At 46.6% G+C, this 12,630-nt stretch carries 11 protein-coding genes; 7 read left to right on the forward strand and 4 right to left on the reverse strand.

The genetic code is table 11. The features are described 5' to 3' along the window. Positions 1-37: 37 nt before the first annotated feature. From ABXR35_RS16065 to ABXR35_RS16075, 3 genes are read left to right on the forward strand one after another with little or no spacing between them, the layout of a single operon-like run. A complete protein-coding gene (locus tag ABXR35_RS16065) occupies positions 38-1,063 on the forward strand; it encodes an ABC transporter ATP-binding protein (RefSeq protein WP_367062681.1) in 1,026 nt (341 codons plus the stop codon). After that, positions 1,056-1,850, forward strand: a complete 795-nt coding sequence (locus ABXR35_RS16070) for an ABC transporter permease (RefSeq protein ID WP_367062684.1) — start codon at positions 1,056-1,058, stop codon at positions 1,848-1,850. The genes ABXR35_RS16065 and ABXR35_RS16070 overlap by 8 nt, the downstream gene beginning before the upstream one ends. A 10-nt stretch (positions 1,851-1,860) precedes the next feature. Beyond that, entirely contained in the window at positions 1,861-2,649 is a 789-nt protein-coding gene (locus ABXR35_RS16075; protein WP_367062830.1) for an ABC transporter permease, read from the forward strand. Between the two features lie 271 nt (positions 2,650-2,920). Here ABXR35_RS16075 and ABXR35_RS16080 read toward each other — a convergent pair whose 3' ends face one another. Continuing rightward, positions 2,921-6,190, reverse strand: a complete 3,270-nt coding sequence (locus ABXR35_RS16080) for an S-layer homology domain-containing protein (protein WP_367062687.1) — start codon at positions 6,188-6,190, stop codon at positions 2,921-2,923. A gap of 552 nt (positions 6,191-6,742) precedes the next feature. On the opposite strand from ABXR35_RS16080, the gene ABXR35_RS16085 reads away from it, so the two are divergent. Both ABXR35_RS16085 and ABXR35_RS16095 read left to right on the forward strand, forming a co-directional pair. Beyond that, on the forward strand, positions 6,743-7,552 hold the full coding sequence (locus ABXR35_RS16085; protein ID WP_367062690.1) for a hypothetical protein: 810 nt from the start codon (positions 6,743-6,745) through the stop codon (positions 7,550-7,552). Between the two features lie 50 nt (positions 7,553-7,602). Continuing rightward, positions 7,603-9,195 (forward strand): zinc ribbon domain-containing protein, encoded by a 1,593-nt coding sequence (locus tag ABXR35_RS16095; RefSeq protein ID WP_436669373.1) that lies wholly within the window; start codon positions 7,603-7,605, stop codon positions 9,193-9,195. Positions 9,196-9,330: 135 nt separating this feature from the next. Here ABXR35_RS16095 and ABXR35_RS16100 read toward each other — a convergent pair whose 3' ends face one another. Further along, positions 9,331-9,879: a GNAT family N-acetyltransferase gene (locus ABXR35_RS16100; RefSeq protein WP_367062698.1), complete on the reverse strand. Its 549-nt coding sequence runs from the start codon at positions 9,877-9,879 to the stop codon at positions 9,331-9,333. A gap of 257 nt (positions 9,880-10,136) precedes the next feature. Then, a complete protein-coding gene (locus tag ABXR35_RS16105) occupies positions 10,137-10,328 on the reverse strand; it encodes a hypothetical protein (RefSeq protein ID WP_367062701.1) in 192 nt (63 codons plus the stop codon). Positions 10,329-10,787: 459 nt separating this feature from the next. On the opposite strand from ABXR35_RS16105, the gene ABXR35_RS16110 reads away from it, so the two are divergent. After that, complete coding sequence (locus ABXR35_RS16110; RefSeq protein WP_367062704.1) at positions 10,788-11,210, forward strand: universal stress protein; 423 nt, start codon at positions 10,788-10,790, stop codon at positions 11,208-11,210. Positions 11,211-11,439: 229 nt separating this feature from the next. Then, positions 11,440-11,910, forward strand: a complete 471-nt coding sequence (gene bcp / locus ABXR35_RS16115; protein WP_367062707.1) for a thioredoxin-dependent thiol peroxidase — start codon at positions 11,440-11,442, stop codon at positions 11,908-11,910. 54 nt (positions 11,911-11,964) lie between these two features. On the opposite strand, the gene ABXR35_RS16120 is transcribed toward bcp, so the two are convergent. Continuing rightward, positions 11,965-12,612, reverse strand: a complete 648-nt coding sequence (locus ABXR35_RS16120; protein ID WP_367062710.1) for a hypothetical protein — start codon at positions 12,610-12,612, stop codon at positions 11,965-11,967. Between the last annotated feature and the right edge of the window lie 18 nt (positions 12,613-12,630).

Consider the following 12,630-nt stretch of genomic DNA (forward strand, 5'->3'; position numbering starts at 1 on the left):
TTTTACCGGTAAGCCGGTACATCAGAAGGAGAACAACATGCAGGCGATTGAAGTTCACGCATTACGCAAAACCTTTCAAATCCAGCAAAGCCGTGGTGGTTTGAAAGGCGCATTACAGGATTTATTTGCACGTCAATATCATGAAGTAACGGCTGTAAATGATATTGATTTTAGTATTCCGCAGGGCGAAATCTGCGGATATATCGGCGAAAATGGTGCGGGCAAGTCAACTACCATCAAGATGCTGACCGGTATTCTCGTGCCAACCTCCGGTCAGATTCGGGTGAATGGCTATGTGCCGTACGAAGAACGAGAGAAATTTGTACAGGGCATTGGCGTCGTATTCGGTCAGCGCAGTCAGCTATGGTGGGACATTGGCGTGATCGAGTCGTTCCAGCTGCTGCGCAAGGTGTATCGAGTATCTGAGCAGGATTTCCGCAAGCGGTTGGATGAGCTGGTCGAGCGCTTGGAATTACAGGAGTTGCTTAGTCGTCCGGTACGTAAGCTGAGTCTCGGTCAACGGATGCGCTGTGAGCTGGTAGCAGCGCTGCTGCACAATCCGTCGATCATTTTCCTCGATGAGCCGACGATTGGACTGGACATCGTCGTAAAGTCGGAGATTCGTGAATTTCTTAAAGAACTGAACCGTACGCAGGGCACGACGATTCTACTGACGACTCACGATTTGCAGGACATCGAAGCGCTCTGCTCGCGAGTGATTATGCTGGATGCAGGCAGCATCATTTATGACGGGGGCTTGGATGAGTTGAAGTCCCGCTGGGGAAGAGGGCGCGAGGTGCGTTTTCAGTTTGGCGAACCTGTACAGAACGATCAGCTCCGGCAATGGACAGCTGGCTTGCCGGTCACATGGACACAGGAGAGCGAACTGGTGGCGACTGCGCTTGTACCGGCAGAGCTGACCGTATCGGAATTGTTCTCACGCGTGCTGGCGGTAACGCAGGTGACGGATGTGCAGATTTCCGAGACGAGTACCGATGAGATCGTGCGCCAGATTTACAGCTCCGGTTCGGCGGAGAAGCCGGGAGGCACGCTGCATGTCTAGTTTGTACTGGGATTTTATCCGCATCCGCTTTCTGACGATGCTGGCGTATCGGGTCAATTATTACTCTGGTATTCTCGTGTATACGCTCAATATCGGGGTGTATTATTTCACTTGGCAGGCGATCTACGGTGGCAAGGAGGAATTGGCGGGCTTTACCGCTGCTCAGATGACGACTTATGTGGCAGTATCGTGGATGGCGCGGGCGTTTTATTTTAACAATCTGGATCGAGAGATTGCGACCGAGATTCGGGATGGTACGATTGCGATTCAGTTTATCCGTCCGTACAATTATCTGCTGGTGAAGATGATGCAGGGATTCGGCGAGGGATTGTTCCGGTTCACACTGTTTATGATTCCGGGCATGATTATCGCGGTGCTGCTGTTTCCGGTGCAGCTGCCGACCAGCCCAGCATCGTGGATTGGGTTTCTCGTGATGCTATTTTTCAGCTTTTTGATCAATACGCAGCTGAATATTCTCGTTGGTCTGATGGCATTTTTTATCGAAAATAATGATGGTCTGATGCGTATGAAACGGGTTGTGGTCGATCTGTTCTCTGGTCTGCTCATCCCGATCAGCTTCTTCCCGGGCTGGTTGGTTTCCATTATGAACTTTTTGCCGTTTCAGGCGATTACGTATTTGCCCGGCTCGGTATTCACCGGACGCATTGCTGGAACCGGTATATGGGAAGTGCTCGGCATTCAGGTGATCTGGTTTGTGATCCTGCTCGTGCCGATGATCATCGTATGGCGCGCCGCCCGGGTGCGACTGTTCGTGCAGGGAGGTTGAGAAGATGCGCATGACATACTATACCGGGCTGATCTGGGAATATTTCACCAATTATATGAAAACAAGATTGACCTACCGCGCCGATTTCTGGGTCGAAGTGATCTCCGACCTGCTATTTCAGGCGACCAACCTGATCTTTATCTTCGTCGTGTTCGCCCATACGGAGACGCTGGGTGGCTTCACGGAGGCGGAAGTGGTATTTGTATATGGATACTTTATGGTTCCGTATGGATTGTATAGCTGCTTTATCAATCTATGGAACTTTGGCGACCGTTATATTGTCAAAGGCGAGATGGATCGCATCCTCACTCGTCCAGCGCATAGCCTATTCCAGATTTTTCTTGAGAATCTTGATCCGCCATCGCTGATCGGCTCGGTGATCGGACTGATTATTATGGTCTGGAGCGGTGGACAGCTAGGCTTGGAGATGGAGTGGTGGTATATTCCTGCGCTGATACTGATGACGATTGGCTCAACGCTGATCTATGCAGGCATTTATATTATTCTCACCTCGGTATCGTTCTATTCTGATTCACCGACTGGTATTATTCCATTGATGGTCAATATCCAGACGTATGGACGTTATCCGATTACCATCTACAACCGCATTATCCAGATCGTACTGACTTGGGTGCTGCCGTTCGCTTTTGTCGGCATTTATCCAGCAGCATTGTTTTTGGAGCGACCGGAGATGATGAGGATGGCATGGCTGACACCAGTGATGGGGCTTGTCTTTTTCACAGCAGCTTTATTGTTCTGGAATAGTGGGGTGAAACGCTATCGGGGTGCGGGGTCGTAATCGAAGGATTCTGTTCGTTGGTGCCATGGTAGTGCATCATTTCATTGTTTGCAAATAGCAGACGTTGCCTGTCGAATCGCAAGTACAAGCATCGCAATCTATTCTATGGTGTAGATGCGTAAGGAACACCTTTGATGAACGATAGCTAGCACAAAAAAGCCCGATCCAATAACACATTGGATCGGGCTTTTTGCATGATATTCCATGTTAATAGAGAGGAATTACTTCTTATCTTCTTGCCAGCGTAGCGATGATGAGTCGCCGTACGCCATTACGGAGTGTCTGTTGGTTCTGGATTCGGCGTTATAGTCGGTGTTGAGGTATCCGCTTCTTCCGTATTCTGAGCTGGTGTCGAGTAGTCATAATGCTGCTGATCAGGCTCGAATACATTCGAAGGTTGGTTTGAATCGGCTGGTTGGGAAGCTGGCTCCTCGCTCGGATTCGGTGACGGATCGGTATCTGGATTTTGCGTCTTCGGCGTCTCGGAGCCGGACTCTGTTTCTGTTCCAGAAGTCGGATTACTATTCGGATCGGATGTGGACGTATCTCCCGTTTCGGAAGATGGCGCCGTCGGATCAGAAGAAGGATCGGTTGTACCAGTAGAATCTTCTGGCGTGGACGATTCTGGCATGTTGTTAGCTTCCGATTGGTGTTTTACAAAGGCACGATCTGCTTCTAGCACAGCAATATACATATCCCGCAGTTCCACAAAAGGAATCATATTGGAGTCAGACTGGCTTACTGCCGATTGCAGATGATTGGTGGCATCTTGAAGACGGATATAGTAATAATCTGATGAATCATGAGCTGCATCCATATCCATGTAAGCTGTATTTAAAGCATTTTGGATCATGTCAGAAGAAATCCAGTCTTTGCTGTAATCGGCAAGCGCAGCTTTCAACTTGAGTTCATATTGATCCAGATCGTTTTGCGTTGCTTGTGTACTGTTTACCAGTTCTCGCGCATTGTTAAATACATGGAAAAAGTTTTGATTGTACTTGTAGCTGCTTGGCTCGTAACTGCCCAGTACATAGCTGTTAAGATGATATCTTGCATAACTGTCGTATTCGATTTGTGCTTGTTCAATCAAGGCGAGCAGTCGACTAGCATCTTTGGCTTTCAGGTTGCTCAATGCCTGATCCAGCATGGATTGAGCGGATCCCAATAAACTGACTCCAGTATACGGATCGTTCACCCATCTTTGTGCTCTTTCTTGCAGCGACAGCAGTTGTTGACGATTCTCTTCACTCAGATTGCTGTTATCGTCTCTGACCATATGGTCGATAGAAAGAAGCTGTTCCTGAATACGATTGCGCAGCTCGCTATCTTTTTGGTTATACGCCAAATGGAACATAGTCCATGCCATATTCAGTTGGTTGAAGGCTTCTTCGTTGCTTAACTCCGTATTCTCGCCGGATAGCACCGAGTTACCTTGTTGGAGTGCCTGTTTGATAACTGGGAATTCATTCGGCATATACAGTTGCAGATTATCATTAGCATCATAGAGAAGTGTTTCCACTTGACCGGTCAGCATCCGCAGTTTGTTATGATAATTTTCTTCGGAATTCTCTTGATGACCGAGACCGCTAGAACTCAGTTCTTCGTTCAATTGTTCAAGTAGACGGTCCACCTGATCCTGTGTCATCACCGAGTGCATCATATCCGTATAACGGTAGTATATGCTCATCAGCTTTTGCGAATCTTCCCGGTCGATGATGCCATGGGACAGATCGTAGATGTTTTCCAGTCTCAGGTTCAATTCGTTAAAGTTCACATCTTGAATCTGTTCAAATTGCTTTCTCATCTCGTCAACGATCGATACATACTCGTCAAACTGAGCTTTGGTAGTGAGTGGATTAAAATAATCCTCTTCAAAATTGTTCATGCGATCTTTGAGCATGAAGCGTCCTACATCCGTATAGTTGATCGGAATGCGTTTCACAGTCATTAAGAAATCGTAGTAGTTATACAGCGATTTTTGCGAAGCCTTATATTGCTCTAGCGACGCTTTCAAGCTTATTACAGCGGTATCGATATCCTGCTGTGTATGGTCCGCTTGATTGAGTGTGCTTGTCGCCTGTTCAATCGCTTGCTTCAGCATATCTTTCCAAGGCCCCGGTTGTTCGTCCAGTACTGGAATGTCATTCGGACGCATGAGCATAGTATTGGCTTTCTCAATACCTGTTATCAGTTTGGAAATATCCAGTGTGATGGTTGGGATGTCTTTTTCTTTGTCCTTGTCTTTATCTTTTTTCTTCGTGTTGATATTGGTAGCTGCTGGTGCGGGGCTATCTGTATTTTTGCTGCCGTTGATATTGGATACGGCAGATTTCTGATCCATATAGTTGCGGATGACATCGTTGGCGGATTTATCCTTGGACAATGTGATATTGCCGATGACAGCAGCGGGTTGAAGCGTAACCAGTGGGCTACCATCATACTGAGAAGCATCCAGTACATTCACGTTGCCATCCAGTGTAAGTTGCTTCAAGTTCGGTTGGATCGCAAGCTGCTGAATCGAAGCGTTGCCTTGGGTCTGAACGGTAGCCGTATTGTTCAGCGTCAGTTTGCCGATGGTCGAGCTACCAGACGCTTGAATGATGGAGTTCAGGGAAGAGACAGTTACATTACCCCAACTGCTGTTATCCAATTGCGCAGTCAGTGGAGTCGCACCGGTACCGTTAATTTGCAGATTGCCAGTCGATTGGATATTTTTCAACGTGACCGAGCCGTTTACAACCAGATTGCCGTCAAACGAAATGCCTTTACCATCAAAGACGCCGCCATTGGCGTTCAGCACGATGGTGTTGATATGAGTGACAGTGCGCTGACTGCGATCAATATCCAGCTTGGCACCTTTCAATACAGCCCCATTATCCACGCCGAACAATCCTTGCAGACTGCCGTTGATCGTATATGGAATATTGCCGACACGTACGGTGTTGCCCTGTGCATTCACTTGACCTACGGGGTGATCCAGCAGTTGGACGAACAGATCGGCACCGGTTTTGCGATCAAGTGGTGCATTGACATCTGTGTTGCTATCAGCAATAACCATTCCGTATGAACGTGCAATGTCCATTGCGCTTGGGGAAGAACCATCGCTGTTCTCGCTTTGCAGGTCCATCGCTTTGACCAAAGAAGTAACCAATTCTTGACGGGTTATCGGTTGGCTCGGATGGAACAGTTCGCCCGTACCTTCCATATATCCGGCTGCTTGTACGGCTTCTATATAGGGAGCACTCCAATTGGCGGAGGATACGTCTAGATATGATGTTTTGGATGTAGGATTTACATCCAGTTCGAATATATTGCACAGAATCTTAGCCATTTCTGCACGTGTCAGCACTTTATCGGGCATAAAGTCGCCTTTAGCACCACCAGTCATCAATCCAAGTGTGCGTACTTCCGCAATGGAAGAACTACCTGTTTCTGCAGCGAAAGCTGTAGATGGGGACCAGAGGGGGGACGTAAATGGTGCTGCTGTAATACCGAAGATAATGGCTGTAGCGATTAATTTTTGACGATTGACTAATTTCAAGATGAGCGCTCCTCGTTCATTCAGTTAGGTTTTATGAATACTGTGTATAAAACAAACACTGTTCTCCGTTATTTTATTTCGGTCGTATGAATCAATAATTTAGTATTTTTTATAAAAAAATAAAACAATGTCATATCTTTTAAAAAATGGATGTATGATATCGTTGTTAATAGAAAAAGCACTAGAAACATAAATGTTTCAGTGCCAGCATGGGTTTTTGTCCGTATGTCCAAAAGATAGGGGATTATTTATTGTGTAAAATTAAATTTTATTATCTCTATTTTAGAAATAGATGCTTCGCGATCATTTGGTATCATTTTTTCAATATACTATTATTTTTTAATTGTGAAATGTGCTGAATCGTACGTTTATAAGTTGTCTAGCGAAGTTAGTAGATATGAAATCAATAGGCGAAGCAGAATGTTCATTTCTTCTTTTTCTAAATTTAAAAATAGTTGGAAATCCTGTGTTCAACATGGTACTATAAACGGCGGGTATAAAATAGATATAAATACCTAGTTCTAAATAACCAAATTTGAAAGGGGCAATACTATGGCTTTTTGTACACAATGTGGTACAGAACTACGAACAGATGAGGTACATACTTGCTTAGCAAAACAGCAATCTGTAGCAGTACCAGTAGCTTCAACCGCTTCGGCGGCAACCGTATCCACTCCAGCACCATCCGCAGCACCAATGCTCAACAATGCAAGAGAGCAGCTTTCCAAAGTGGACAAGCATAAGATCCTAAACCTGCTCAAAAATCCAATGTCCGCCCTGCAACTACGCGGCGACAGCGATTTGCTGTATGGCATCATGGGCATCGCAGTCTCCCTGATCGGCTTTGTATTATGGGCTTGGGCATTCAAGCATCAATTGATCAAAGCGATGATCGGTCAATTGAGCAGCATGTTCGGTGGTGCTGATCAATATGATCAAACGTATCGCTCCGCCAGCGACTCGATGTCCATCGTCGGTCATTCGCTGATCCTTTCCATCGTATCCACGTTGGTCCTACTAGTAGCTGTCTTTTTCATCGGCAACAAGCTGGGGACGCAGCGCCTTCATTGGAAAGATGCACTGGTGAAGCTGGGCGGTTTGCAGCTGGTAACAGGAGCTGCCTTGCTCATTACTACTCTGCTGATGCTCGTTACGATGAAATTCTCGTTTGTGTTGCTGTTTACTGTACTGACCGCTTCTTTGATGCTCACGCTGTATGCAGGGATTGAGATGTTCCGCCTGTCACGCGAGCGTGCAGTATGGTTTATCGGTAGTACTGTGTTGATTCAAATTGTAGCTATTTTGCTGGTGTTCAACTCGTTTGGTAATGAGATGGTCAGCAGCCTGCGCGATATGTTCTAAACTGCGCCTGCCTATATCATTTTATGGACCAGAGAGGAAGAGACATCCCTATGTATTGTGGCAATTGTGGTACTCCTACGGAGAAAGACTGGGCATTCTGCAAGCAATGCGGACACCCGATTGAACAAACCAATCCAACAACCGAAACAACCGATACAAACGTCATGACCGACAACGAACCGGCGATGATGACCGCGGATACACCAGCAGCGTCCGACATTCCGGTAACAAGTCCGGCAGCACCACGAGCACCATTATCCAAAACAGCCAAGCGGAATCTGTTCATTGGCGGCGGTGTACTGGTGCTGGCGCTGGCAGCATTCCTGATTTTGCGTCTGACGAACGGTCCGAGTACACCAGAACAGCTGGCAGAAAAACTCAATGCTGCGGTCAATGCAGGCGATGCTAGTCAGCTGGCGTCATATTTGGATGACAAAGATTCACCGCTGCATGATCAACAGAAAATCGCTTTGCTGACCGAAGCACTCAAAAATGAAGATACCCGCGAAGAATACGAGTATGAGATTAGCGAGGCACTGGATGAAGCGAAGATCAATGAAGAAGATAGCGCTTCTGCTGCCGATGCGCTCAAAAAGCAGCTTCAAGCCGTACTCAGCAATGATTCTAGTTGGATCACCTTTGCACCAGAACAATCGTGGCGCGGTACTCGCTGGTCGGTACACATCGAACCAGTAGAAGTAGGCAACGACGTATCTTATATGCAGGAAGGTGTCAAATCAACGCTCAAAATTGGCGATCTGACATCCAGCAGCGATACACTGAGCGATCTGTGGCCAGCAGTCTACAATTACACTGCCACCATCGACGGAACCTATGCAAGTGTACCAGCGCAAGGAACGGTCAAAGCCTTCAACGTCAAGCGTGTAAACGAAACCGAGCTGGATCAGCAAAAGATTCCGTCCATCACACTGCTAATGCCAGATGGCGATGCAAAGGTCACGCTGAACGATAAACCGGTCAGCAGCGATCAGGGCGACTATGTGACCATTTTCCCTGCACCTACGGAAGCCAAATTCACCGTTAGCACTAGCGTACAAGGCGTCGATCTCAAGGGCGACCTGACGGTCACACCGACAGACGATCAAAACTACGATCTGAGTAAAGTATTGCAGCAGCCGATTGCGGAGAAGGCACTGGACATCGTGTACAATGCGTCCGACAGTCTGGCAACAGCAATCAATACAAGCAATCCTAAAGCGCTCAAAGATGTGAATCCCGATTCGGATTACTACAACCGTGCGACATGGGAGATGAACGAATTCACGTCCGCGCCTAAGTACAAGCTGAAAAAGGTTGTTATTGATCTTGATTCCGTCGATATCCGTAGCGACGGCATTCAGTTGACTGCGACGCAAGTCTACAAACGAACCAATGAAGATGGCTCCGTCGAAGACAAAAATGTAAATTGGGATTATACCATCACCCAGCAGCCGAATACTGATCATTGGTGGGTACATTCCGGCTACGCAGGCTGGAACAATGCGATTGGTTCCCAGCACACGATCGATAAGTCTGCGACGGACTCGTCTTCCGCAGCATCTGATTCCTCATCCACATCATCCGACACATCCTCTGATGCAGCACCATCGGATGAAGCAAGCACAACAACAGACGCAACCTAATCGCAATCAACAGCTCATTTTGCTACGATGATGAGCAACACAAAAAGCATCCCTTTCTAAGCGGATTGGCGCCAACTGTACTGGTTTCCCATCTGCTATCTGAAAGGGATGCTTTGTTATGTGGTCATGCGTGGATCAGTCCCGTGGATTCACAATCCCCAGCGTCACATGATCCTGCCAGACGCCGTTGATCTTTACATTTTTACGAGCCAAGCCTTCGCGTGCAAAGCCCACCTTTTCCAACACGCGGAGTGACCCGATATTATGCGGCATCACGCCCGCTTCCAGCCGATGAAGATGCAATTCCTCAAACGCATAATCCACCACCATCTTCACCGCCGCCGTCATAATGCCCTTACCATTATGCAGATGATTCAGAAAATACCCAATCCAGCAGCTCTGCAAATTGTCTCGCACTACCTCCGTCAGCATAATCAGCCCGATGATCTGCTCCGTCTCTCGGTGTACAATCACAAACCAATACCCAACATCCTGCGCCGCTCGTTCCATCCGTTTACGAGCCAATTCCTGCTGTCCTTCTAGCGTATAAAAGGATTCTTCCCGTGCTCCGGTAAATTGTTGGAAAAACTCACGGTTAGCGGTTTCCATATCCAGCAGTTGTGCGGCATCCTCCACCTGCACCAATCGCACCTGAATGGTTTCATTTTGCATCATAGTCTTCATACTTCATCGCTCCTTTTGCTTATTGCGTTGTCCAAGCCCATCTGCATTGCAGATCCTAACCTCGCCATGCGACAACGAACGATTGCCGCCATCTTGTTGACTACCATATCCGATTGCTTACCACATCTGAGACTCTGCCCGCCGTATCACCCAATGCTGCCATCCCATACCAACGCTGTAAACCACGTCAAAAAAACCACAGGCAACAACGTCCTGTGGTTACGTTTCACGCTTTATACCAAATGAGTTCACAGGCGTTAACCTGCGTGCAGTTCCGGTGCTTCTGTTCCACTCCGTTCGTAGACAACGGTTGTGGGAAAAGAAAGCCTGCACACAAGTCGGCAATATCCAGTTTTGGACAGAGCAATCCCGTTGACACCCGCTGCAAAAAACACAGCGGTTGAATAACCGACGCCTGCGGACAGGGAAGAGAGTACTCTTTTCTTCACGGGATTGCCTCCTTTAACAAGAGATTTGGATGGTGCAGGGACACAATACTGTATGAGACAGTGTGGGATGAATGGTCGCGTGCCAACATTGTATTGGACAGTGTATGTATAATGGGCATGTGCCAATATGGCATCGAACTATACAAAGATTATAGCTATATCCCAAGTTGTTATGTCCTAGCTTTTTTCTGAGCTTGCTATTGTAAATCTATTCCGAGTTTGCTACTTGCCTGCTATTATATCTGCTCTTATTATGCTTTTCAAATGAGTATGTAGACTATTCCATATAGCATCAGCCATCTTTTTCGTTCAACCAACGTGCGTTTGCGTAGGATTAGCGGCTGTGCGGGTATACAATAGAAGAATAACATGGATATACAGATCGACCTGCACGATACGAATAAGATAAGCGCCTATCGTTGATCCAAGTCACCTATCATCCGTTGAACAGGAGTGTTGATGATGTACAATCATATTCTGATTGCCGCCGATGGTTCTAGCAATGCCGTTCGTGCTGCCACCGAAGCCGTCCAGCTAGCACAATTGAATCCACAGGCGACCGTGGAAGTACTGTTCGTCGTCGATCCAGATAAAGTCAAAGACGAAGTGCTGCATGCTCACAGCCACGACGAGATCCAATACCATCGTCAGGAAAAGGTACAGCCGATCCTCGACACCTTCCATCAGGCAGGGATTGAGCCGAAGCTGACCACCATCAATGGCGACCCCGGTTCCACGATTGTCGATTATGCACACAAGCATAACGTCGATCTCATCGTCATCGGTTCCCGTGGACTGAATGCTCTGCAAGAGCTTGTTCTCGGCAGCGTCAGCCATAAAGTCGCCCAGCGTGCCCACTGCCCTGTCTTACTCGTCAAATAATCCGGCATGAAGCGCATAAAACAATTCAAATCTACAGGCAATTCACCGCGTTCAACATGATAGCGCGCTAACAGCTCATCTCCGTTGTATTGCCACCTTGCCGTTCTTAAACCGCAGCAGGTGAGGATAAACAGATGAGGCTGACTTTTCATCGTCTCACCGTTCTACTATGATAGAAACATACAATGTATACCGAGCTATTGATCTTATTTCAAAAGGAGACTTACTCATGAGTGAACTGCAACTCGGACAACCTGCACCGGATTTTACATTGGAAGCATCCGGCGGCAACGAAATCTCCCTGAGCGATTACCGTGGCAAAAAAGTTGTGCTCTACTTTTACCCGAAAGATAACACCACTGGCTGTACCCAAGAAGCCTGCGACTTTCGCGACAGTACTGCGGGCTACGAGCAATATGGCGCCGTCGTGCTAGGCATCAGCCCAGATAGCGTTACCTCCCACGACAAATTCGTCGCCAAACATGAGCTACCCTTCCCACTATTATCCGACCCTGATCACGCAGTTGCCGAAGCTTACGGTGTATGGCAATTGAAAAAGATGTACGGCAAGGAATACGAAGGCATCGTACGCTCTACTTTCCTGATCGACGAAGAGGGGAATCTACAGCAGGAATGGCGCAATGTGAAGGTGAAGGGGCATATTGAGAAGGTGCTTCAGGCAGTACAAGGACAAGCATGATGAAATACGATAAAGACCGAACTCGTATTGATGAGTTCGGTCTTTATCAAAAACTTATTTTATAAATTCATTTATAGCTTCCGTTTTGAGAGTGTTGAAATGTTCGGTATCCTCACCAATATAATCTAAATTTTCTAATTCTGAAGAAGTTATGGTATTGGCTGTGAATTGTTGTGCTGCTTGTTGCTCTTGTATATTAAATTTACCTTGATAAACACCTCGAACAGTATACGTGTCTTCTCCAGTTTTACGTAAGAAAAGAAGATAGGGATCTACGTCATTCATTTTTACATAACCCTCAATATTCTCATATACTCCATTATCAATTCTGCCATGTTCCATAACAGTTATCAAACTACCATTTCCAATCTCTCCTTTTACAACCTTATCAATTTTAAAAGGAGTTTTACCCATTGTGTCTATGACTTCTCCTGAGTCGGTTTTGATCTCATAAACATTTTGTTTGTCTACTGCATGACCTGTAACGATAATATCTGATTGGTCTGCTAGACTATTAATATTTTCATAGTAAGGGATTTTAGCATGAGAACTAGCGAGTTCATACTTCTTATCATTAGAGATAGTTGTTTTATTCTGTGCTACAGATATTGGTTTTGCTTCTGTAGTAGTTTCATGTAAGCTTGCTGCCACTATACCAGATATTGCTACCAACGATGTGAGTCCAATTAATAATTTTTTCAAGTGAATCACTCCTTAAAT

Source organism: Paenibacillus sp. JQZ6Y-1 (assembly GCF_040719145.1).
Taxonomy (GTDB): Bacteria; Bacillota; Bacilli; order Paenibacillales; family Paenibacillaceae; genus Saccharibacillus; species Saccharibacillus kandeliae.